The sequence below is a fragment of the Sneathiella chungangensis genome (genome assembly GCF_009882935.1).
In the GTDB taxonomy this organism is placed as follows: Bacteria; Pseudomonadota; Alphaproteobacteria; order Sneathiellales; family Sneathiellaceae; genus Sneathiella; species Sneathiella chungangensis.
Genome location: NZ_WTVA01000001.1, coordinates 893,288 through 914,359, shown reverse-complemented (window position 1 = coordinate 914,359; position 21,072 = coordinate 893,288). Strand labels below are relative to the sequence as shown.

The 21,072-nt window shown below is 58.4% G+C and carries 22 protein-coding genes; 10 read left to right on the top strand and 12 right to left on the bottom strand.

Translation table 11 applies throughout. The features are described 5' to 3' along the window. Nucleotides 1-75 precede the first annotated feature (75 nt). From GQF03_RS04640 to GQF03_RS04630, 3 genes are all read left to right on the top strand, one after another. Nucleotides 76-1,128, top strand: a complete 1,053-nt coding sequence (locus GQF03_RS04640; protein WP_161337992.1) for a permease — start codon at nucleotides 76-78, stop codon at nucleotides 1,126-1,128. A 223-nt stretch (nucleotides 1,129-1,351) separates the two neighbouring features. Beyond that, nucleotides 1,352-1,720, top strand: a complete 369-nt coding sequence (locus GQF03_RS04635) for a hypothetical protein (RefSeq protein ID WP_161337991.1) — start codon at nucleotides 1,352-1,354, stop codon at nucleotides 1,718-1,720. 190 nt (nucleotides 1,721-1,910) lie between these two features. Next, entirely contained in the window at nucleotides 1,911-2,294 is a 384-nt protein-coding gene (locus GQF03_RS04630) for a VOC family protein (RefSeq protein ID WP_161337990.1), read from the top strand. A 3-nt stretch (nucleotides 2,295-2,297) separates the two neighbouring features. Here GQF03_RS04630 and pgmG read toward each other — a convergent pair whose 3' ends face one another. The 5 genes from pgmG to GQF03_RS04605 form a co-directional block, all read right to left on the bottom strand. Next, nucleotides 2,298-3,677, bottom strand: a complete 1,380-nt coding sequence (pgmG, locus tag GQF03_RS04625) for a phosphoglucomutase/phosphomannomutase PgmG (protein ID WP_161337989.1) — start codon at nucleotides 3,675-3,677, stop codon at nucleotides 2,298-2,300. Nucleotides 3,678-3,712: 35 nt separating this feature from the next. Further along, nucleotides 3,713-5,020, bottom strand: coding sequence for a UDP-glucose dehydrogenase family protein (locus GQF03_RS04620; RefSeq protein ID WP_161337988.1), 1,308 nt, complete (start codon nucleotides 5,018-5,020; stop codon nucleotides 3,713-3,715). Between the two features lie 37 nt (nucleotides 5,021-5,057). After that, nucleotides 5,058-5,939, bottom strand: coding sequence for a UTP--glucose-1-phosphate uridylyltransferase GalU (gene galU, locus GQF03_RS04615; RefSeq protein ID WP_161337987.1), 882 nt, complete (start codon nucleotides 5,937-5,939; stop codon nucleotides 5,058-5,060). 72 nt (nucleotides 5,940-6,011) lie between these two features. Further along, nucleotides 6,012-6,716 (bottom strand): DnaJ domain-containing protein, encoded by a 705-nt coding sequence (locus GQF03_RS04610; RefSeq protein WP_161337986.1) that lies wholly within the window; start codon nucleotides 6,714-6,716, stop codon nucleotides 6,012-6,014. A gap of 6 nt (nucleotides 6,717-6,722) precedes the next feature. Continuing rightward, a complete protein-coding gene (locus tag GQF03_RS04605) occupies nucleotides 6,723-7,430 on the bottom strand; it encodes a vWA domain-containing protein (RefSeq protein WP_161337985.1) in 708 nt (235 codons plus the stop codon). Between the two features lie 144 nt (nucleotides 7,431-7,574). On the opposite strand from GQF03_RS04605, the gene GQF03_RS04600 reads away from it, so the two are divergent. Beyond that, nucleotides 7,575-8,846 (top strand): NAD(P)/FAD-dependent oxidoreductase, encoded by a 1,272-nt coding sequence (locus GQF03_RS04600; RefSeq protein ID WP_161337984.1) that lies wholly within the window; start codon nucleotides 7,575-7,577, stop codon nucleotides 8,844-8,846. Next, the gene (locus GQF03_RS04595) at nucleotides 8,846-10,174 is read left to right on the top strand and encodes an MATE family efflux transporter (protein ID WP_161337983.1); all 1,329 of its coding nucleotides are present in this window, start codon (nucleotides 8,846-8,848) and stop codon (nucleotides 10,172-10,174) included. The genes GQF03_RS04600 and GQF03_RS04595 overlap by 1 nt, the downstream gene beginning before the upstream one ends. A gap of 3 nt (nucleotides 10,175-10,177) precedes the next feature. Here the strand turns inward: GQF03_RS04595 and GQF03_RS04590 are convergent, their stop codons facing one another. The 6 genes from GQF03_RS04590 to GQF03_RS04565 all read right to left on the bottom strand — a co-directional run bounded on the left by GQF03_RS04590 (nucleotide 10,178) and on the right by GQF03_RS04565 (nucleotide 13,995). Continuing rightward, a complete protein-coding gene (locus GQF03_RS04590; protein ID WP_161337982.1) occupies nucleotides 10,178-11,227 on the bottom strand; it encodes an AbrB family transcriptional regulator in 1,050 nt (349 codons plus the stop codon). Further along, nucleotides 11,228-11,959 (bottom strand): hypothetical protein, encoded by a 732-nt coding sequence (locus GQF03_RS04585; RefSeq protein ID WP_161337981.1) that lies wholly within the window; start codon nucleotides 11,957-11,959, stop codon nucleotides 11,228-11,230. An 8-nt stretch (nucleotides 11,960-11,967) separates the two neighbouring features. After that, nucleotides 11,968-12,735, bottom strand: coding sequence for an SDR family NAD(P)-dependent oxidoreductase (locus tag GQF03_RS04580; RefSeq protein ID WP_161337980.1), 768 nt, complete (start codon nucleotides 12,733-12,735; stop codon nucleotides 11,968-11,970). An 86-nt stretch (nucleotides 12,736-12,821) separates the two neighbouring features. Beyond that, nucleotides 12,822-13,247, bottom strand: a complete 426-nt coding sequence (locus GQF03_RS04575; protein WP_161337979.1) for a DUF6691 family protein — start codon at nucleotides 13,245-13,247, stop codon at nucleotides 12,822-12,824. 2 nt (nucleotides 13,248-13,249) lie between these two features. Next, nucleotides 13,250-13,693, bottom strand: coding sequence for a YeeE/YedE family protein (locus GQF03_RS04570; RefSeq protein ID WP_161337978.1), 444 nt, complete (start codon nucleotides 13,691-13,693; stop codon nucleotides 13,250-13,252). 14 nt (nucleotides 13,694-13,707) lie between these two features. Beyond that, a complete protein-coding gene (locus GQF03_RS04565) occupies nucleotides 13,708-13,995 on the bottom strand; it encodes an ArsR/SmtB family transcription factor (protein ID WP_206376209.1) in 288 nt (95 codons plus the stop codon). 107 nt (nucleotides 13,996-14,102) lie between these two features. Between GQF03_RS04565 and GQF03_RS04560 the strand changes: the two genes are divergently transcribed. Beyond that, the gene (locus tag GQF03_RS04560; protein WP_161337976.1) at nucleotides 14,103-14,963 is read left to right on the top strand and encodes an MBL fold metallo-hydrolase; all 861 of its coding nucleotides are present in this window, start codon (nucleotides 14,103-14,105) and stop codon (nucleotides 14,961-14,963) included. Nucleotides 14,964-14,972: 9 nt separating this feature from the next. On the opposite strand, the gene GQF03_RS04555 is transcribed toward GQF03_RS04560, so the two are convergent. Next, nucleotides 14,973-16,328 carry a serine hydrolase gene (locus GQF03_RS04555; protein ID WP_206376210.1) on the bottom strand — a complete coding sequence of 452 codons (1,356 nt, stop codon included), beginning with the start codon at nucleotides 16,326-16,328 and terminating at the stop codon, nucleotides 14,973-14,975. A 305-nt stretch (nucleotides 16,329-16,633) separates the two neighbouring features. Between GQF03_RS04555 and GQF03_RS04550 the strand changes: the two genes are divergently transcribed. The 4 genes from GQF03_RS04550 (at nucleotide 16,634) to clpA (ending at nucleotide 21,059) form a co-directional block, all read left to right on the top strand. Next, nucleotides 16,634-17,329 carry a hypothetical protein gene (locus GQF03_RS04550; protein WP_161337975.1) on the top strand — a complete coding sequence of 232 codons (696 nt, stop codon included), beginning with the start codon at nucleotides 16,634-16,636 and terminating at the stop codon, nucleotides 17,327-17,329. Between the two features lie 243 nt (nucleotides 17,330-17,572). Further along, entirely contained in the window at nucleotides 17,573-18,133 is a 561-nt protein-coding gene (locus GQF03_RS04545; protein ID WP_161337974.1) for a phasin family protein, read from the top strand. A 227-nt stretch (nucleotides 18,134-18,360) separates the two neighbouring features. Beyond that, nucleotides 18,361-18,699: an ATP-dependent Clp protease adapter ClpS gene (gene clpS, locus GQF03_RS04540; protein ID WP_161337973.1), complete on the top strand. Its 339-nt coding sequence runs from the start codon at nucleotides 18,361-18,363 to the stop codon at nucleotides 18,697-18,699. Beyond that, entirely contained in the window at nucleotides 18,678-21,059 is a 2,382-nt protein-coding gene (clpA, locus tag GQF03_RS04535; protein ID WP_162858410.1) for an ATP-dependent Clp protease ATP-binding subunit ClpA, read from the top strand. Before clpS ends, clpA begins: the two co-directional genes overlap by 22 nt. The last annotated feature ends 13 nt before the right edge of the window (nucleotides 21,060-21,072 follow it).

The following is a 21,072-nucleotide window of genomic DNA, read 5'->3' as shown; positions in this document are numbered from 1 at the left end:
ATCGAAATAATGGCTTGCAAGGGCGCCGAATAGGTGTTATTTATTCGTTAATTCGATAAATCTGGAAATATGGTTATGTCTATTAATGAAGCTTTACAAAGTCTCTCGCACGGCAGGTCCCGTCTGTGGGCTCTGCTGACAGATCGCGTCATTCTGGCGACGCTCTTTCTGGTGCTAATGCTGGCAATCATCGATCCTGCTAACCTCCCAGTTAGCCTCGCCTTTTTTTGGGACGCGGTTGTCGGCATGGCGCCGTTTTTTGCTATCGCGATCGGTCTTGCTGCCTATTTTTCGGCAACCGGGGCCGATAACCTGATCGCCCGCGCCTTTTCAGGATCCCCCACGACGACGATTATCCTGGCCTCTCTGGTCGGCGCACTGTCGCCATTTTGCTCCTGCGGGGTGATTCCGCTTGTGGCGTCCCTGCTTGCGGCGGGCGTTCCGCTCGCCCCGGTCATGGCGTTCTGGATCGCGTCACCCATCATGGATCCTGAGATTTTCGTCGTAACCTCGGTTGGTATCGGCTTTAATTTTGCGGTCGGAAAGACACTTATTGCCATTACGCTCGGCCTTTTCGCAGGATTTTCGGTTTACCTTTTGCAGCGGTACGGCTGGGTGCTTGATCCCTTGAAGGGGCAGCTTTCAGGATGCCGCAAAAAGGTTAGCTTTTCCGGCCCGATAGATGTGCAGTGGAAATTCTGGCAGGAACCGGCACGCTCGCGCGATTTCTTTAATTCCGCGGGGTCAAACGGCTGGTTTATCGGGCGCTGGTTGATCCTGGCCTTCATGCTTGAAAGCCTGATGGTCATCTATGTTCCGACAAGCTTTATCGAAATGCTGGTGGGGCAGGAGAGTATCTTCGCTATTCCGCTCGCTGTCGTGGTCGGGATCCCGAGTTATCTGAATGGCTATGCCGCCATCCCGCTTGTCGGCGGACTGATTGACCTTGGCATGTCCCAGGGGGCGGCGATGGCCTTTATGACGGCCGGGGGCGTATCATCGATCCCGGCGGCGATTGCGGTTTTTGGTCTGGTGAAACGCCCGGTTTTCGCCCTCTATCTCTTCCTTGGGGTATCCGGCTCTATCGCCACCGGCGTCGCCTGGCAATTGGTGACGGATATTCTCTAGGCCTTAGCGCGCTTGCGTTGGCAATTGGGGAAAAGGGTGAAAATCACCCTTTTCCCTTTATTTTTGGGGTGAATACCGGCGATAGATTAACGATCTACCAATTTTTGGCCGCCGACTAATCGAATATTAACCTTTGCTGTTTACGCTTTTCATCATGGCGATAAGTCTCCTTGTTTTCCCGCCGGGTCAATGACGGGGCAAATTCGCAGAAAAGGAGGAGCGTATGTTAAGTTTTATTAACCATACCGGGCATTCCCTCATCCGTTATGCCGGCATGCGCTCTGTCATTTCTTTTGGACTTGCCGTGCTCTTTTCCGCAGCCACGTTGGTTTCATTCCAAGTGACAGACGCATCCGCTCAAAGCGTATGTTTTGAGCGAACCGCACTACTCAAGCATTTGAGCGGCAAATTCGAGGAAGCACCGGTTGCGGCAGGTCTTGCGGCGAATGGAAGTGTGGTTGAAGTATTTTCAAGCCCTGATGGTCTCACCTGGACGATTGTTTTAACACAGCCGAACGGCGCCACCTGCGTGATGGCGTCGGGCGAATCCTGGGTTGGCATGAAGCAGCCCAAGAAAGGCAAAGTGAGCTAGCCGCATATACATGCGTATTCAAGCGCGTAGCGTCTGGTAAGGCTTTGTGATGTATATGGTTGGGAAGAGCCGGATCTGTTGATCCGGCTCTTTTCTTTTGGTTTGGATTTAAGTCGCTCTATACAATTTCCGCAAATCGACGTAGCTTGCCTGCGGGGGCTCCCTGTTCATCAAATAAGAAGGAAGAAAAATGATCGGTTACGTAACCCTGGGAACGAACAATATTGAAAAAGCGACTGAATTTTATGAAGCGCTGCTCAGCGAAATTGGCGCCAAGCGCGTTGTGAATGAGGATCACCTGAAAATGTGGAGCGTTGCGCGCGGACAGCCCATGCTCGGCGTGATCAAGCCATATGACGGCAAACCGGCGACCGTTGGAAACGGGACGATGCCTGCCCTTCTTCTCGACAGTCCGGAAACGGTATCAAAGATGTATGCCAAGGCACTTGAACTCGGTGGAACGGATGAGGGGGCGCCGGGTCCGCGCGGCGCCGGGCAGCTCTTCTTCGGGTATTTCCGGGATCCGGAAGGGCACAAGATTGCCTTCTATGCGCCGAACAAGGCGAAGGACTGAACCCTAGAAGGTCGGGGCATCGACATTCGCGTTCAATAGTGCTTCCTGAAGCTGGGATTTGAGCCGGGAAAGTCCGGCATCGTCCCGGGCTTCACAGCGCGCGACGAGCACGGCCTGGGTGTTGGAGGCGCGCAGCAGCCACCATCCGTCTTCCGTATTCACCCGCACGCCGTCGATATCGGAATAATTCGCGCCCGCCGCGGCGAGGGCATCCTGGATACGGGTCACGGCGTCGAATTTTTCCTCGTCCGGGCAGGCGAAACGAAGTTCCGGCGTGTTGATCATTTCCGGCAGTTCGTCGCGCATGGCGCCGAGGGACTGATCGGTGGCGCTCAGGATATTGAGCAGGCGGAGCGCCACATAGAGCGCGTCGTCATAACCATAGTAGCGGTCATTATAGAAAATATGACCGCTCATCTCACCGGCGAGCGGGGCGTTGACTTCCTGCATCTTTGATTTGATGAGGGAATGGCCCGTCCGCCACATGATCGGATCGCCACCAAGATCGCGGATGGCGTCAAACAGGATCTGGCTCGCCTTCACATCGGCGATTATCGACGCGCCAGGACTGTTGGCCAGAATTTCGCGGGACAGGATGGCGAGTAGCTGGTCGCCCCAGAGAATGCGCCCCTGGCCGTCGACGACGCCGATCCGGTCGCCATCACCGTCGAAGGCGATGCCGAGGTCGGCATTTACGCCGCGCACCGTGCGGATCATGTCCTCGAGATTTTCCGCGACCGTCGGATCGGGGTGATGATTGGGGAAGCTGCCGTCAATCTCATCGAAAAGCAACATATGCCGGCCCGGCAGTTTTGCGACGATTTTCCGCAGCGCCTCGCCGGTGACGCCGTTGCCGCAATCCCAGACGACGCTGAGATCACGCCCCTTCACGAAATCCTCCATAAGCCGCGCGACATAGGCCTCCTGGATCGGATGATCGATGACCTCTCCGGCGCCCTCCGCGAAGGGCCCGCTGGCGCTCAGCCGTCCCAACGCCTGTATCTGCTGTCCATAGAAGGATTTTCCGCCCAGCATCATCTTGAAGCCGTTGTGGCTCGGAGGATTGTGCGACCCCGTGATCATGATGCCGCCGCCCGCCTTCAGCGCGTAGGTGGCGTAATAGAGCATTGGCGTCGGGCCCATGCCGATATCAAAGACGTCGATGCCAGTGGAGGTCAGGCCCCGGGTCAGTGCCGCCTTCAGCTTCGGCGAGGTTTTCCGCCCGTCATAGCCGACGGCGACATTGCGGTAACCGTCCTTTGCGAGCAGGGTCCCGAAGGCGCGGCCAATGGCCTCGGCGTCGGCGTCAAACAGGGTTTCGTCAATGATTCCCCGGATGTCATACTCGCGCAAGATGGTCGGGTTAAACTCATGCTTGGTCATAATCTGTCTGCTTTCCAGAAGGCGGGCCTCCTGATTTATACCGGGCGGCCGATACTGCTATAGGTAAATCCTTTATCAGCCATATCACGGGGATCATAAATATTCCGTAAATCGACCATAACCGGTTCTTTCATAAGGGATTTCACCCGGTCGAGGTCAAGGGCGCGAAATTCGTTCCATTCGGTGATGATGACGAGCGCGTCGGCGTTCTCGAGCGTGGCATAGGAACTCTCGCAAAACTCGATGTCGGCGAGAAGTTTCCGGGCCTCCTGCATTCCTTCGGGATCATAGGCGGCAACGCTTGCGCCGGCACTGACGAGCTCGGGCAGGATGTCGAGGCTCGGGCTTTCGCGCATGTCGTCGGTATTCGGCTTGAAGGTGAGGCCGAGGACGGCAATCTTCTTGCCCGTCAGCGATCCGCCGCAGGCCGCGATGACGCGGCCGGCCATGTCCCGCTTGCGCCGCTCGTTGATATCGATCACCGTATCGACGATGCGAAGCGGCGCACCCGCCTCAACCGATGTTTCGAAGAGCGCCCGCGTGTCTTTCGGAAAGCAGGAACCGCCGAAGCCGGGGCCGGGATGCAGGAATTTCGATCCGATGCGCCGGTCGAGGCCGATCCCGCGCGCAACGTCATGCACATCCGCGCCGACCTTCTCGCAGAGTTCGGCAATCTCGTTGATGAAGGTGATCTTGGTCGCGAGAAACGCGTTGCCCGCATATTTCGTGAGCTCGGAGCTTTCAAGGCTGGTGAAAACAAGCGGTGTCTGAGAGAGGGAGAGGGGACGGTAGATCGCCGACATCACATCCTGGGCGCGCTTGACAAGGGTCCCGACAATGACGCGGTCCGGCCGCATGAAATCCTCTATCGCCGCGCCCTCGCGGAGGAATTCTGGATTGGAGACGACGTCGACATCCGCTTTCGGGTTGCTCTCTTTCAGGATGCGCTCGACTTCCCGGCCGGTGCCGACGGGGACGGTCGATTTTGTTACCACGACAGTATAGCCGGTCAGCGCCGCGGCAATTTCACGGGTTGCCGCATAGACATAGGTCAGGTCCGCCTTGCCGTCGCCGCGGCGGCTTGGCGTGCCGACCGCGATAAAGACCGCGTCGGCGGCCGCAACGGCGCTTTGCAGATCGGTGCTGAACTTGAGATAGCCCGAGCGGCTGTTCTTGTCGATCATTGCCTGCAGGCCCGGCTCGAAGATCGGGACTTGCCCCGCGTTCAGGCTCGCGATCTTCCCCTCGTCCGTATCGACGCAGATCACATCATGACCGAATTCCGAAAAGCAGGTTCCCGAGACCAATCCGACGTAACCGGTCCCAACCACAGCGATACGCATCGCAAAATCTCCGTCCTGTTAGCCGAGAGACGATATACTACAGTTCACTGGCAATTTTTTTGACAATATCCCGCATGTCGCTCCGCATGTCGCCCCGGTTCAGGGCAAAGGCGATATTGGCCTCGAGAAAGCCGATCTTGTCGCCGCAATCGTACCGCGTGCCGTCGAACTTCATGCCGTAAAAGGAATCGCCGCCCAGCAGGGACGAGAGCGCGTCGGTCAACTGGATTTCGTTGCCGGCGCCGCGAGCCTGCTTTTCAAGTAACGGGAAAATATTCGGCTCCAGAATATAGCGGCCGATGACCGCGAGATTGGAGGGGGCATCGGCGGGCGCGGGCTTTTCGACAAGCCCCTTGATTTCGATCAGCTTGCCCTGTTCCTCGCCGGGGCTGAGGATGCCGTAGCGGGAGGTATGCGCCTTCGGAACCTCCATCACCGCCAGCATATTGCCGCCGCCGATCTTCTCGCGCGCCGCGGTCATCTGGGCGAGACAGGGGGTGTCGGCGAGGATCAGGTCGTCCGCGAGAATGACGGCGAAGGGCTCATCGCCGACCAGCCTTTTGGCGCACCAGACCGCATGGCCGAGGCCGAGCGGTTCCTGCTGGCGGATGTAGGCAATGGTCCCGGCTTTCGGTACGCTCGCCTGCAGTTCCTCGAGCAGGTCTCTCTTCTCCCGTTCGATGAGCACGCTTTCAAGCTCGTAGGATTTGTCGAAGTGATCCTCGATGATCGTCTTGCCGCGGCCGGTTACGAAAAAGAATTCCTCTATCCCGGCGTCGCGCGCCTCCTCCACCGCATACTGGATCAACGGCTTGTCGACGACGGGGAGCATCTCTTTCGGCATGGCTTTCGTCGCCGGGAGAAATCTTGTCCCAAGCCCACCGACAGGGAACACGGCCTTGCGAACTTTTTTCGGCATATATATTTGACCTGCTGATTAATTTTATGAAATTTATGGCATTTTGGCCGCGCCGAAAGCAAGCACTGATTTTCAGCCCTTCAAGAGAATGTCCTTCGCCTCGTTCAATTTGGCGGCCATATAGTCCGATCCGTTGTGGTCGGGATGGAACTTTTTCATCAATCGCCGATGTGCCGCCTTGATCTCGGCAACGCTCGCGTCACTCCCGAGTTCAAGGATATCGAGTGCCTCCTGACGGGTCATTGGTCCGCCGCCGCTCGCCGCCCTTGTGCGATTTTCCTTCGAACTGGTTTCGTTGTCGTCCGCCGTCGAAAAATCCTCGCCGAACTTGCGGCTGATGAAACTTTCCAGGATCGCGATGGTTTGCTCGTCCTGCTCTGCTTGCTTGTAGAAGTCGCCGATTTCCGCCTGCGACAGATCGGAGAGTTGCCGCCCTTCGAAGGGCCCTCTCAGGATCACGGCGTCCATCTCGCCGCTGTCATGGTTCAGCGTTGCCTGCAGCCAGTCGGTCTCGACGTCGGATTTCTGCCCGGCCGACGGCTTGCGTCCGGCAAACATCGGCTTGTTGCGCAAAAAGAAAAGCGCGGCGACGACGAGGGGCGGCGCATAGGCGAAGCGGCCGGTGAGAATGAAAAAGCCCGCGAGGACGGAGCAAACCACCACCGCCGCGATGCGCGCCGCCTTGAGGATATTCTTGGGATCCGCGGTCGCCAAGGCCTGTCCGCCGATCATGATGGCGAGGAGCAGGGAGACGCCGATGATGAAATAGGCAAGCATGGCGGGCTATTTGATCTGTTCAAGCAGCAGTCGCGCGTCGCCGCCCGACTTTTTGCTGAAATCGCTGAGCGCCTTGCGCCCGCCCGCCGCATAGGCCGCGACCGCCCGCAGAAGGTTCCGCAGCGTCGCCGCGCTGGCGCTGTCAAACCGGCAATAGGCGCCGCCGGAAAGCTTGGCGATTTGCCGGAAACAGTTCTCTGCGATGGAATCATATCCTTCCTGAAACAGGAACACCGGCACCTTCAGCATGCCGAGCTGTCCCGCGAGGTGACAGAGCGTGTCCGCATCCTCCTCCATGCAGTCGCCGACATAGACAAGCGCGTTGATCCGTTCCTTCTTTGTCTGGCGCAGGGCATGTTTTAAGACCTTTTCGATCTGAGTATGGCCGCCCAGGCAGAAAACCCGTGACATCGGCCGGATCAGCGCCTCGCTGTCGGTCGTCCATTTCGTCGCCTTGAATTCTCCGAACCCCCTGAAAAAAGCGATCTGGAGTTCAAGGCCGCCAATCGATCCGGCCTCCTCGAACATTTCATGCTGCAGATGGGAGGCGCGGTCCCAGGTCGGCTGCCGGCTTGCCGTGGCGTCGATGGCGAAGATCAGGCGGCCGTTCTTGCCGTTCGGCGCGCGCATGGGCGTGGCGGCAACTTTCCGAAGAAATTCCTCGACATCGTCCTTCCCGGATTTTTCGGGCGTCTTCTCAATATTTTTCGCCAAATTCTGTTTGTCCCCGTTACCGATGCCTGCTTACTAAATAGGGGTTTTTGCTGAAAAATTCAAATGCGCGTCAATTAGGCTTGCCCTCTCGGGCCTGCTCTGGTCAGATTGCGCGAATTGGAGGCGTGAAAGGATTTTTCGCTCATGAAAACCGAACCCTTCTGGTGGGAGTCGGCGCGGCCGGAACCGACCGGTGCGGTCCTGCCGGATAATGCGTCGGACGTCCTGATCATCGGCGGCGGCTATACCGGGCTGTCGGCGGCGTTGACGCTGGCGAAACGCGGGCAGCAGGTGACATTGCTCGATGCTGAAATGCCCGGTTTCGGCGCCAGCAGCCGGAACGGCGGCATGATCGGCAATCTCTTGAAGCCGGGCCTGTCCGGGCTGATCGATGCCTATGGCGTCGAGACGGGATGCGCGATTTATAAGGAGGCGCTCGCCTCCGTCGACTTCATTGCGCAGCGGATCACGGAGGAGGGGATCGAGTGCGACCTTGCGCTCAACGGCCGCTTCTATCCGGCGGTTCTGGAAAAGCATCTCGCCCCGATGACCCGCGATTTCGAGATTCGCAAGAAATATCTCGATATTCCCGAAGAAATCGTCGGACCGCGAGACTATGGCGAGGATGTCGACAGCCCCGGCTACAAGGGCGGCCTGCGCCAGCATCACACCGGCGGCCTGCATCCGGCGAAATATGTAAAAGGTCTGACGGCGGCGGCGGCGCGCGCGGGCGTCAGGATTGTCGCGCCGCTCCGCGCCGAAGAAATCGGGCGGGCGTCGGATGGCTTTACCGTGAAGACGGCGAAAGGCGTGCTGAAAGGCCGGTCGCTATTGCTGGCGACAAATGGCTATGGTGGCGCGCTCTCTCCCTATCTTCAGAAACGGATATTCCCGGTCAACAGTACGATGATGGCGACGGAAGAACTCTCGGAAAATCTGGTCGCGAGCCTTTTCCCGACGAAACGCATGATCACCGATACGCGCAAGATGCTGAGCTATTACCGTCCGTCGCCGGATGGCCGGCGGGTGTTGCTGGGGGCGCGGCCGACGATTTTTCCCGCGCCGCCGGAGGTTCAGGCGAAAAGCCTGAAAAAGACGCTTGCGGCCATCTTCCCGCAGCTTGGCGAATTTGCGGTCTCCCATGTCTGGTCGGGGAATGTCGCCTATGATTTTGCCGCGATGCCGACAATCGGACAGCATGACGGGATCTATTACGCCATGGGCTATTGCGGTTCCGGCGTCGCCATGTCCGGCTATCTCGGCCATAAGGCGGCGCTCAAGATTCTCGGCGACGCGGAGGGCGAGACGGCCTTCGACGACCTGCCGTTCGAGGAACGGTTCTATTACAGCGGCAAGCCGTGGTTCCTGACGCCCGCCATGATCGGGTATCGCCTTCGCGATTATTTTGGCTTCTGATGGCTATCTCCCGTTTCTTCGCCCTCCCGAGCCACCGCGAGACCTGGCGTCTTGCCTGGCCGATCATCTTGTCAAACTCTTCCGTGCCGCTGCTCGGCGCCGTGGATACCGCCGTTGTCGGGCATTTGCCCGAGCCCCACTATATCGGCGCGGTTGCCATCGGCGCCCTGATCTTCAGCTTTCTCTATTGGGGCTTCGGCTTTCTGCGCATGGGGACAACGGGTTTTGTCGCCCTGGCGTCCGGGGAGGAGGATGCGGACGAGGTCCGCTCCGTGCTCGCGCGGGCGATGATCCTCTCCCTCGTCATCGCGGTTTTCGTGCTCCTGCTGCAAGGCGCGGTGCTGTGGCTATCGCTCCTGCTCATCGAAGGCTCGAGGGCGGTCGAGGCGGGGGCGGCGGATTATTTCTCGATCCGTATCTGGGGCGCGCCGGCGGTTCTCGCCAATTATGCGCTTATGGGTTTCTTCATCGGGATCCGGAATACCAAGGCCGCGCTTACCGTGCAGATCTTCATGAACGGCCTCAATATCCTTCTTGACCTGATCTTTGTCATCGGCTTTGGCTGGAATGTCATGGGGGTCGCGGCGGCAACGGCAATCTCCGAGTCGCTCGCGCTGGCGCTCGGGCTCTACATTGCCCGGCGGGAGCTTCTGAAAATCGGCGGCATGTGGAAGCGCGCGGCGATCCTGTCTCTTGCCAAGATGACGCGGCTGCTGGCGGTGAATTTCGATATCTTCATCCGCACCATCCTGCTGATCTTCGCCTTCGCCTATTTCACGGCGCAGGCCGCGAAGGGCGGGGATGTCACCCTTGCGGCGGTGGCGGTCTTGATGAATTTCGTCCATTTCATGGCCTTCGGTCTGGATGGCTTCGCCTTCGCAGCGGAGGGGATGATCGGTACGGCGATCGGGGCGAAGCGGCCCGATAAACTCCGGGAAATTGTCTATGTCACCGGCTTCTGGGCGCTGGTCGTCTCCGGCCTTTACGCGCTCGTCTATCTTGTCTTCGGCCCGGCGATCATCGATTTGCTGACCGGCATTGACGAGGTGCGGGCCCGCGCCAATGACTTCCTGCCCTGGCTCATTCTGATGCCGCTGGTCGCGATCTGGTCCTATCAGCTCGACGGCATTTTCATCGGTGCGGTGCAGTCGAAGGAGATGCGCAACGGCATGATCATCGCCTTTATCGCCTATATGGCGGCGATGAAGATTTTCGGCGATCTCTGGGGAACGCACGGCTTCTGGGCGGCGCTGATGGTCTTCTTTGTCATGCGGGCGGTGACGCTGGCTGTTGTATACCCCCGTGTGGAACTGCGGGCGCAGGCATAGCCGCTATTTCGCCTGCTTTGCCCAGATCCGCTCGATCACGCTGAAGGCCATGGGAACCAGCGCGATAATCAGGCTGATGCGGATGACATGCATGGTCGAGACGAACGCCACGTCGATCCCGAGCGCGAGGGCAACCAGCGACATCTCGGCAAGGCCGCCCGGGCTGAGCGCCAGCACAATCCCTGCGGCACTGACGCCGATTGTCTCGGCGAACAGAAAGGCGAAGACGGCGGCGATCAGCACCATCAGCGTCGTCGAGGCGAAGCTCAGCCCGATCACATGGCGGATTTGGCGAAAGCGGGTGCCGAGGAAGCGCGCGCCGATCGCCGTTCCGATGACGAGCTGGGCCGCGTAGACAAGGATCATCGGCGGCGAGACATCGGTGATGCCCGTCATCTGGAAGACGGCGGTGGCCAGCAGGGGGCCCATCAGGTGATAGGCGGGAAGGCGGCAGAAATATCCTCCGATATAGCCGATCAGCGCGGCAAGCAGCAGCCAGCCGTCGCCAACGACATCCTGGATCGACCCGAAGAGGGAAGTCGTCTGGCCGCCACCGGTAAAGCCGACGCCATAGCGGAAGATCATGGGCACGGTCATCACCAGGATCAGGATGCGCGACGCATGGATCAGCGCGATGGTCGGGCCATGGCCTCCCTTCGCCTCGCCCACTTCATACATGACGTTAAGGCCGCCCGGCGCCGCCGAGAAATAGGCCGTGATGGGGTCGAACTTGCCGATCCGCCGATAGAAGAGATAGACGAGCCACATGGACAGCGCGACGCTGACGAAGAGGAGGAGGAGACCGCCCGTCCAGCGGCTCATGGCGTTCAAGGTGTCGGTGGAGAAACCGCAGCCGAGCATCACGCCGAGGATGGCGGTCATGATCTTGCGCAGGGTTCCGTTGACCGCAAGATTAACCCCCCGGAGCGCGGCCACCGTCGAAAAGCACATGGAGCCCAGCATCCAGGCGAGCGGCAGGTCGGCAATGAAGAATAGGCCACCACCGATCCCACCGATGAGGAGTGCTAGGGCTGTACGTTTGAAATCTTGCATTTAGCTTGCCTGATCGAGCAATGTGGTGAGGCCGGGGTGGTCGAACTTTTGGCTGCGGCGGGCAAGTAGAGACGTTCTTTCGGCGCGCATTTTCGCATCCGTTATATTCTGCCGGATAAAATCATGAAGGTCCATCCCGGGGGCGACAATATCGCGGAGACGAGCCTGAATCTCCTGTTGATCCATCACCGGATAGCAGGCGTTCCGGCAGTCGATCCCGCCAAGCGTGATCGGCGAGCCGTCGATCAGAAGACTGCCGCGCAGGCTGATATAGGCATGGATGATCTCGATCCTGCCCTGCGCCGCGCAGGTGAGATGGACGCCGTTCAGCTTCGCGAAACTGTAGTTCGTGCCGATGGCTTCGGTTTCATGCATGCGGGTGAGTTCCGCCTCCGTCAGCCAGGTGATATGGACCTGCGATACCGCGCCGGGGGCCCCGTGCAGCGCGGCCGCCACCGACCCATAGCTTGAGAAATGCGCGGAATAGCTGCAGCAGATATCCTCAAGCCGCGCCGCCGTGACCGGAATGCAGTGATCCGCCGAGGGGCCGTATTTTCGAAGAAGCTGCGCCGGCGCACCGTTGGAGCCGCAGGCAAGCACCGGAACCCTGCCGCCGAAATCCGTCTCCGGCGGCAGCTCCTGTGCCATTCCACCAGAGAAGAGATAGGAGCCCGCGGGCCTTGGATAGGGATAGCCGAGCGCGCGGGCGATATCGTCAGGGAGGTCCGGCACGGAGGCGATCAGGCGCCGAGATGCATGCCGCCATCAACGATCACAATCTCGCCGGTGATCATATTGCCACCCTCGGTAAAGCAGAGAACCGCATCGGCGATATCCTCCGGCTGGCAGACGGCTCTCAGCGGCACGTCGCGGACAAGCCTTTTCTTGTAGGCCTCGTATTTATCCTCGCCATAGCCCTGCAGCAGCCAGCGGGTTTCGATAAAGCCCGGGCAGATGGAGTTGACGCGGATTTCCGGTCCCATCGTCCGGGCGAGGGCCTTGGTCATCGAGTTGAGCGCGCCCTTGGACGCGACATAGGCGATGCTGGAACCGATGCCGTTCGTTCCGGCGACAGAGGAAATCATGACGATCGAGCCCTTGCCGGTTTCCTTCATATAGGGGGCGACGGCGCGGGACATCTGGAACGGGCCGATGGTGTTGACGGCATAGATATCGTGGAAATCATCGGCGCTCAGCCCGTCGAGATCGCTATGAGCGACGAATTTCGTCCGGCCCGCATTATTCACCAGCACGTCGAGGCGGCCCCATTTGTCCGCGGCCGCCTTGGCCATCGCGCGGCAATCCTCATCCTTGGAGACATCCCCCTGAAAGAGCAGGGTCTCCACTCCCTTGGCGGCGCAGGCGGCTTCGGTTTCCTCCGCCTCCTTCAGGCTTTTTGTGTAGTTGATGACGACGTTATAGCCCTTGTCCGCGAGCGCTAGCGCAATGGCGGCGCCGGCGCCCGTGGCGGATCCGGTAACAATGGCAACTTTATTGGATGATGGCATGATACTTCCCGTTCTTTTTATTTATATCCGGCCCCCAGACTAGCCAAGTTTCACCGCGACATAAATCAGAAAATACTCGCCCGTCCTCAGGCTGTCTTTTTAAAGCCGCCCGTCAGCAGCTTGGCGATGACAATGCCGGCCACCATCGCGCCGACAAAGACGAAGATCTTCGGATTGCCATAGGCGAGGGAGCTGAGCGCCGGTCCGGGGCAAAGCCCGCCGAGACCCCAGCCGAGGCCGAAAATGACCGCGCCGGTAACCAGCCGCTTGTCGAGGTCCGTCTTGGTCGGCAGCTTGAATTCCGATCCGAAATAGGGGACGGACCGCTTCAGGATAAAGCGGAAGGTGATGACGGTAACCAGGACGCCGCCGCCCATGACGAAGGCGAGACTCGGGTCCCAGTTGCCGGTGAGATCGAGAAAGCCGACAACCTTGCCGGGGCTGACCATGCCCGAAAGCGCAAGGCCGAAGCCGAAGAGAAGGCCGGAAATCAGGCTGATGATATTGAACATGGTTAGCCTCCTACAACGATGCGCATGATGAAGACGGTAACGACGGCAACCGCCATGAAGATCAGCACGGCGGTAAGCGACCGAAGTGACAATCGCCCAAGCCCGCAGATGCCATGCCCGCTGGTGCAGCCGGCCCCGACATAGGTGCCGCCGCCGACGAGCAGCCCTGCGATAACCAGCAGGACATAATGGGCATTGTCGGAGAGCTGATATGGATTGACGTTGAGGAAGGCCATATCGCCGCCGACGAGGGGATAGACGGCCGCCCCGATAATCAGCCCGGCGATAAACAAAACGCGCCAGAGCGCGTCGCCCGTTTGCGGCGGAATGAGACTGGACAGAATTCCGCTAATCCCCGCGATGCGACCCGCCATCAGCAGCAGGGTCGCGGCAACCCCGAGAATGATGCCCCCGATGAGAGAGCTATAGGGTGTGAAGTTTTCCATGACTGAAAAGTCCTTTATTTGCTGTTCTGGCAATAGAGCCCGTGCAGAACCGATATGACCTGTATCGCTTCCTCCCCGTCGAGGGAGTAGTAAATCGTCTGTCCGGCCCGGCGGGTTTTCACCAGGCCATCCTTTCTGAGCAGGGAAAGCTGCTGCGAGACGGAGGCGGGGCGCATGTCCAGCGTATCGGCCAGCTCGTTGACCGAGATCTCTCCCTCGCTTATCCGGCAGAGCAGCAACAGGCGGGTTTCGCTTGATAACGCCTTCATCAGGGTGCTGGCCCGCGCAGCGGAATTTTTCATATCTTCAATATACATGCTTGTATAACTACGTATCTATAGATATATTGTCAAGTATGATTAGCGATGACCAAAATAAAAATCGGCCTTCGCCGGAGTAGGAGCGACCCATGAATCCCGACGTCAAAGCATTCTTTCACAAACCGACCTTCACCGTGAGCTATGTGGTCTCGGACCCGGCAATCCGGAAGGCGATCATCATCGATAGCGTGCTCGATTACGAAAACAACTCGGGCCGGACATCGACGACGGCGGCGGACGAGATCGTCGCCTTCATCAAGTCGCAGAAGCTGACCGTCGAATGGATCCTGGAAACCCATGTCCATGCGGACCATCTGACGGCGGCGCCTTACCTGCAGAAAACGCTGAGCGGGAAGATCGGTATCGGCGGCGTCATCAAGACGATTCAATCGACCTTCAAGAAAGTCTTCAATTTTGGCGACGACGTCGCGGAGGATGGCTCGCAATTCCACCATCTTTTCAAGGACGGGGAAAAGGTGGCGGTTGGCGACATGACGCTTGAGGTGATGGCGACCCCTGGCCATACGCCCGCCTGTGTCACCTACAAAATCGGCGATGCGGTATTTGTCGGCGATACGCTGTTCATGCCCGATTACGGAACCGCGCGGTGCGATTTCCCGGGGGGAGATGCGCGCACGTTATACCAGTCCATCCAGAAGATCTTCGCCTTTCCGCCGGAAACGCGGCTGTTCATGTGCCATGATTATGCGCCGGGCGGCCGGGACTTTGCCTGGGAGACGACGGTCGCCGAGCAGCGGGCGGAGAATATCCATATTCATGACGGCATCAGCGAGGAGGAATTCGTCAAGATGCGGACCGAACGGGATGCGACCCTCTCGATGCCGGTGCTGATCATTCCGTCCATCCAGGTGAATATGCAGGCGGGCCATTTCCCCAAGGCGGAAGGAAACGGCGTCTCCTATCTGAAGGTGCCGCTCAACGCGCTCTAGGAGCGGGTGTCAGGAATTGCTTTTCTGGGCGATATAGTTGGGAAGGTGAAGGTCCGGCGCGACCACGAAACAGGAGAAGCGCCGTTCCGCAAGATTGCTGCAGGCCTGGCGGGCTTCCGCCTCGTCAAAGCCGAGCACCTGCGCCCGGTAGAAGGGCTTGCCGTCCGAGATTGCCTTTTCGATATTCACCCGGCGTCCATCGAGAATGCCGTTCGCCTGCGCGGCGGCCTTGTGAATCTGGTCGCGCGCCGTGGTGATCAGGCTGTAGGCGCCGATCTGAATGGCCCATTCGGATTTCTCAACCCGTTCCATCTGGAAGGCGGCAGGCTTGGCGCTCGCCGTTGCAAGCGCGCTGACGTTCCGGATATGCGAAAAGCTGCCCGCCGACTGTTTCTGCACCGGGAGCGGGATAGTATCGGCCGAGGCAACTTCGATCTCATCGACCGGCGCCGGGTCGGTTTTCATATGCGGCTGCCCCAGGGCAATCTGCATCGGCTTGTCAAAGGGCAGCGGCACCGTGGAGGGATGGATCTTTTCGATCTGGTCGAAGCCCTTGTCGAGAAGGGTGGCCATGTGAATGTCCCGGCTCTTGGCGGTGCGGCCGCCGAAGACGACGCCAACAAGGCGGTTGCTGCCGCGTTTGGCGGAGGCGACGAGGTTGAAGCCGGAGGCGCGGATATAGCCTGTCTTGATACCGTCCACCCCGTCATATTTTTTCAACAGGTTGTTGTGGTTCTTGTAGGCCTTGCCCTTGTAATCGAATTCCTCGAGCGAGAGATAGTCGTAATATTGCGGGAAATCATGGATCAGCGCGGCACCGAGAATGGCCATATCGCGGGCCGTGCTTTTCTGGCGCCGGTTCGGAAGGCCGCTGGCATTACGGAAGCTGGTCCGGCTCATGCCGAGCCTGCGCGCCCGCTCCGTCATGTCGCGGGCGAAGGCGGCCTCGGTCGGGGCCATGCTTTCGGCCAGCACCGTCGCGGCGTCATTCGCCGATTTTGTGATCAGGCCGAAGATCGCGTCCTGGACCGTGATCGTCTCCCCCTTCTTCAGGCCAAGCTTCGTTGGCGCCTGGCCGGCGGCGCGCGCCGAGACCGGCAGCCTCTGGTCGAGGCGCAGCTTGCCGCGCTTGAGGGCATCGAAGGTCATGTAAAGGGTCATGATCTTGGTGAGGGAGGCGGGATAGAGCCGGTCGTCGGCGTTCCGCGCATAGAGCACTTCCCCCGTGCGGCTGTCCATGACGATGGCGGCGTAGCGCGCCTGAGCGGTGTCCGGCGCGGCGACAATCGTCAGCACCATGAAAAACAATAGCCCGCAAATCGTCCTGACGGCACCCATTCCCTTGATCGAGGCGTGCGGTGTCACCGGGCGGACGTCCGGAACAGCGGGTGGCTTTGTATTCTTCGCTCTCCGTTCCAACGTTTGACCTGCTTTACTGAATTTACTGATAAAAATACGCGTGGATTTCCCCACTCGCGAAAGAGTGTAAAAAATTCGGCGAATCATGTCCATCAAATTCCTGACAATTTTTTTGCCACCGTATGTCAACAAAGGAACCTATCCTCTTGAAGTGCGTATAATATCAACATTAGTTGATTTCCCTTTTGATCTTACATACGGATGGTTAATATCTGGTAAGCAAAAGCGACGTCATCGAAAGGCGAGGGCCCATGAAAATCATTTACCCCCTGATCCGGACCATCTTTCTTGCGGCGTTCGTTGCCGCCTGCGCCGCGGACGGGGGCACGGAAAATCCAATTTTCCGGCCTTTCCAGTGGTTTTCCTATGCCAACGGAGACGATATCCGCGAGAATTGCGCGCCCGGTCGCAATGCCCGCTACCGGATGATTTATAACGCCATCTATGACGAGCAGGTGCGGACCTACGATATCTTGCAGATCACGACGGCGGACTCGGCGACGCAGACGACGCAGGTGTTCAGCGGCGGGATCAGCGTCAACTGGCTCTTGGGGGCGGCCGGCGGGTCCGGTCCGGCGGCGACCCGCGAAAGCAAGGTCGTGATCAGCCTCAAGGACCTGATCGCGATCGAACAGGCGCTGATCAAATCCGGTTTCGAGAAACCGGCGATCAAGGGGCAGATCCTGCATTCCGACGAGTTCTACTGGATCGCCATGGTCTGCCGCGACGGCAATTTCAAATATTATGCCTGGAACGACGAGAATTCAGATGTTGCCAAGCTGCCCTTCCGCGAGGTGCTCTCCAAGGGGGACGAGACCGGCGTGCGGTTCCAGGAACCCTATACCCCCACCGTATTCGGCCGTTCCTCGCGTTACTACAAAGGGGGGCGGGGCGGCGGCAGTACCTATTTCACCCTGCAGATCGGCGATAACGGTCTCGATCTCTGATCGCGGCCAAGGGAATATCCGGATAATTTTGTGAATTTATTGTTGCGGGTGCGGATTTCCGGTGCCATATTGCGGCCTGCCGGAAAAATATTATATAAAAAACAATAGATTAAATAAATTTTGCAATTTTGTTGCAGTGCACAAAAAAACCATTGACATCCATCAGCGTCCTATTATATACAGGTGACATTGTTGCAGTGCAGCAAACCCAATTCAAGGGCGCTAGTCAGAAAGGTTAAGTCAATGACGAAGAAATCAACGAATACCGCAGCGGTTGACCCGACTGCTGTTACCAAAGAAATTGAAGATATGGTCGCTACGGGCCGCAAGTCCCTGCAGGAAGCTTTCCTCAACGGCACGGAAGCCGCTGAAAAGGCATTCAAGTCCAACAGCGAAACCTTCAAGACCAACTACGAGAAGGCCGTTGCCGAAGGCAAGTCCGGCTTTGAAAAGGTTATCAAGACTCTCGAAGGTTCCCAGTTCTATGACAAGAAGAGCGCGGAAGCTTTCGTCAAGGCAAGCAATGCCGCTGTTGAAAAAAGCGAAAAGATCGGCGCCGCTCTGATCGATTTCGGAACGGGCAGCCTCCAGGACGTTTTCAACGTAACGAAGACGATCGCGGAAACCGAAGACATGACCAAGGTTGTCGAAATCCAGACGGAATTCGCCAAGAACTCCATGCAGAACTACGTTTCTGAAATGGGCAAGTTCAACACCCTGGTTGCCGACGCAGCGAAATCAGTTGTCGAGCCCTTTGGCGCACAGTATGCCGCTTCGCTCGATATGTTTTCCAAGCAGGCTTAACACCAGTCAGTATAGTAAGCGTCTTGAAAAGGCCCGGATTTTTCCGGGCCTTTTTTCGTGGCCGCAGCGGCGGCGTTCACTTTTTTGAATTTTTTCATCTTCGGTAATAATATTTTTTGAATTTCCTGCTAAGATATATACTTAATTAGTAGGACTGTGCACTGCACAAGGACTGTGGGCGAAAAAGGAAACGGAGTAAAAAAATTACCGTATCTGTTTGGGCATTAATGACGATGAGTGGTAACGACGATAAGGATAAAGACGGTCGGGGAACGGGGACGGGCCTTGTCACCAAAACAAAGCCCAAAACCAAGAAGCCCTCGCTGTGGCGCGTTCTTCTCTTGAATGACGACTACACGCCGATGGAATTCGTTGTGTACGTCCTTCAGAAATTCTTTAACATGGATGAGCAGACCGCCGTGCAGGTGATGCTGCATGTTCACCAGAAAGGCGTCGGGAACTGCGGCGTGTTCCCATACGAGATCGCCGAAACGAAGGTCGCGCAGGTTATTGATTATGCGCGGGAAAACCAACACCCCCTACAATGTACGATGGAGAAAGAATAGTGCCGGGATTTTCCAACTCACTTGAAGAGACTCTACATCGTGCAATGGCCCTCGCGACGTCGCGCCGCCATGAATTCGCGATGCTGGAACATTTGCTGTTCTCGCTGACGGAGGATCAGGATGCGGCCGCCGTCATGCGGGCCTGCAACGTCGATATCGATCTTTTGCGCCGCGACCTTGAAACCTTTATCACCGACGAGCTTGACGATCTCGTCATGGATGGTTTCGTCGAGGCCCGCCCGACCCTGAGCTTCCAGCGGGTGGTGCAGCGCGCGCTGATCAATGTTGAAAGCTCGGGCCGGGAGGAAGTGACCGGCGCGAATGTGCTTGTCGCCATTTTTTCCGAGCGAGAAAGCCATGCGGCCTATTTCCTCCAGAAGCAGGAAATGACCCGTTTGGATGCCATCAGCTATATCAGCCACGGCGTCGCCAAGGCACCGGGCAAGGAAACCACCCGCGCTATCCGAGGCGTTGAAGGGGAATACAAGGCGGAAAAGGACAAGACGCCGCCGCCGGATGAAAAGCCTGAAAATCTCGAGGCACTCGATGCCTATTGCATCAACCTCAATGAAAAGGCGGCCGCGGGCAAGATCGATCCGCTGATCGGCCGCAATGACGAGGTTGATCGAACGATCCAGATTCTCTGCCGCCGTTCGAAAAACAATCCGCTCTATGTCGGCGATCCGGGTGTCGGCAAGACGGCGATTGCCGAAGGGCTGGCCCGCCGTATCGTGCATGGCGATGTGCCGAGCGTGTTGCTGCCCGCCGTTATCTATTCGCTTGATATGGGCTCGCTGCTGGCGGGCACGCGCTACCGCGGCGATTTCGAGGAGCGGCTGAAAGCCGTCATCTCGGAGCTGCAGGGGCTGGATAATGCCATTCTCTTCATCGACGAGATTCATACGATCGTCGGGGCCGGCGCGACCAGCGGCGGCGCGATGGATGCCTCCAACCTCCTGAAGCCGGCGCTCGCGAGCGGGGATATCCGCTGCATCGGCTCGACGACCTACAAGGAATTCCGGGGTCATTTCGAAAAGGACCGGGCGCTGCTGCGCCGGTTCCAGAAGATCGATGTGCGCGAACCCACGGTCGAGGACAGCATCAAGATCCTGAAGGGCCTGAAACCTTATTTCGAGGAATATCATCATATCCGCTACACCGCGGAGGCGATCCGCGCGGCGGTCGAGCTGTCCTCGCGCTATATCAATGACCGCAAGTTGCCGGACAAGGCGATCGATGTGATCGATGAGGTCGGCGCGGCCCAGATGCTGAAAGCGGAAAGCAAGCGCAAGAAGACCATCGGCGTCAAGGATGTCGAGGCCGTGGTCGCCAAGATTGCGCGCATTCCCCCGAAATCCGTCTCGAAGGAAGACACTGTTAACCTGCGCAAGCTGGATGTCGATCTCCGCCGCGTGGTGTTCGGTCAGGATGCGGCGATCGATGCCTTGGCAAGTTCCATCAAGCTCGCCCGTGCGGGCCTGCGCGAGCCGGAAAAGCCGATCGGCTCCTATCTCTTCTCCGGCCCGACCGGCGTCGGCAAAACGGAAGTTGCACGGCAGCTAGCCTCCATCATGGGGCTCAACCTGGTGCGCTTCGATATGTCCGAATATATGGAACGCCATACGGTTAGCCGCCTGATCGGCGCGCCTCCGGGCTATGTCGGGTTTGACCAGGGCGGGTTGCTGACCGATGCCATTGACCAGCAGCCGCATTCTGTCCTCCTGCTCGACGAGATCGAGAAGGCTCATCCGGATCTCTTCAACATCCTTCTGCAGGTCATGGATCATGGCAAGCTGACGGATAACAACGGCAAGCAGGTGGACTTCCGCAATGTGGTTCTGATCATGACGACCAATGCGGGCGCCCATGAGATGACCAAGCAGGCCATCGGCTTTGGCAATGACGTGCGCGAGGGCGAGGATGAGGAGGCGATCAAGCGTCTCTTCACGCCGGAGTTCCGCAACCGTCTCGATGCGACCATTGCGTTCGCGCCGCTGCCGCCGGAAGTCGTCTCGCGCGTTGTCGAGAAATTCGTGCTGCAGCTTGAAACCCAGCTTCAGGATCGCAATGTCACGATCTCGCTGACGGATACGGCGGCGACCTGGCTGGCGAAGAAGGGCTATGACTCCAATTACGGCGCGCGTCCGCTCGCCCGCGTCATTCAGGAGAGCATCAAGAAGCCGCTCTCGGAGGAACTGCTCTTTGGCAAGCTCGCCAAGGGCGGCCATGTCTCCGTCGGTGTGAAGGCCGGCGAACTGACCTTCAAGATTGAAAGCGCGGAAGAGCTCGGCCGCAAAGACGCGGTGGACAAGCGCAAGAAGAAAAAGGGCAGTAAAGACACCGAGATGGTGGAAAAGTAATACATAGAAACAA

What these genes read in the sequence shown, in the direction of transcription:
- GQF03_RS04640 (WP_161337992.1), top strand. Translation starts at nt 76, where the DNA reads ATGTCTATTAATGAAGCTTTACAAAGTCTCTCGCACGGCAGGTCCCGT.
- GQF03_RS04635 (WP_161337991.1), top strand. Translation starts at nt 1,352, where the DNA reads ATGTTAAGTTTTATTAACCATACCGGGCATTCCCTCATCCGTTATGCC.
- GQF03_RS04630 (WP_161337990.1), top strand. Translation starts at nt 1,911, where the DNA reads ATGATCGGTTACGTAACCCTGGGAACGAACAATATTGAAAAAGCGACT.
- pgmG (WP_161337989.1), bottom strand. Translation starts at nt 3,677, where the DNA reads ATGACCAAGCATGAGTTTAACCCGACCATCTTGCGCGAGTATGACATC.
- GQF03_RS04620 (WP_161337988.1), bottom strand. Translation starts at nt 5,020, where the DNA reads ATGCGTATCGCTGTGGTTGGGACCGGTTACGTCGGATTGGTCTCGGGA.
- galU (WP_161337987.1), bottom strand. Translation starts at nt 5,939, where the DNA reads ATGCCGAAAAAAGTTCGCAAGGCCGTGTTCCCTGTCGGTGGGCTTGGG.
- GQF03_RS04610 (WP_161337986.1), bottom strand. Translation starts at nt 6,716, where the DNA reads ATGCTTGCCTATTTCATCATCGGCGTCTCCCTGCTCCTCGCCATCATG.
- GQF03_RS04600 (WP_161337984.1), top strand. Translation starts at nt 7,575, where the DNA reads ATGAAAACCGAACCCTTCTGGTGGGAGTCGGCGCGGCCGGAACCGACC.
- GQF03_RS04595 (WP_161337983.1), top strand. Translation starts at nt 8,846, where the DNA reads ATGGCTATCTCCCGTTTCTTCGCCCTCCCGAGCCACCGCGAGACCTGG.
- GQF03_RS04590 (WP_161337982.1), bottom strand. Translation starts at nt 11,227, where the DNA reads ATGCAAGATTTCAAACGTACAGCCCTAGCACTCCTCATCGGTGGGATC.
- GQF03_RS04580 (WP_161337980.1), bottom strand. Translation starts at nt 12,735, where the DNA reads ATGCCATCATCCAATAAAGTTGCCATTGTTACCGGATCCGCCACGGGC.
- GQF03_RS04575 (WP_161337979.1), bottom strand. Translation starts at nt 13,247, where the DNA reads ATGTTCAATATCATCAGCCTGATTTCCGGCCTTCTCTTCGGCTTCGGC.
- GQF03_RS04570 (WP_161337978.1), bottom strand. Translation starts at nt 13,693, where the DNA reads ATGGAAAACTTCACACCCTATAGCTCTCTCATCGGGGGCATCATTCTC.
- GQF03_RS04565 (WP_206376209.1), bottom strand. Translation starts at nt 13,995, where the DNA reads ATGAAAAATTCCGCTGCGCGGGCCAGCACCCTGATGAAGGCGTTATCA.
- GQF03_RS04560 (WP_161337976.1), top strand. Translation starts at nt 14,103, where the DNA reads ATGAATCCCGACGTCAAAGCATTCTTTCACAAACCGACCTTCACCGTG.
- GQF03_RS04550 (WP_161337975.1), top strand. Translation starts at nt 16,634, where the DNA reads ATGAAAATCATTTACCCCCTGATCCGGACCATCTTTCTTGCGGCGTTC.
- GQF03_RS04545 (WP_161337974.1), top strand. Translation starts at nt 17,573, where the DNA reads ATGACGAAGAAATCAACGAATACCGCAGCGGTTGACCCGACTGCTGTT.
- clpS (WP_161337973.1), top strand. Translation starts at nt 18,361, where the DNA reads ATGACGATGAGTGGTAACGACGATAAGGATAAAGACGGTCGGGGAACG.
- clpA (WP_162858410.1), top strand. Translation starts at nt 18,678, where the DNA reads ATGTACGATGGAGAAAGAATAGTGCCGGGATTTTCCAACTCACTTGAA.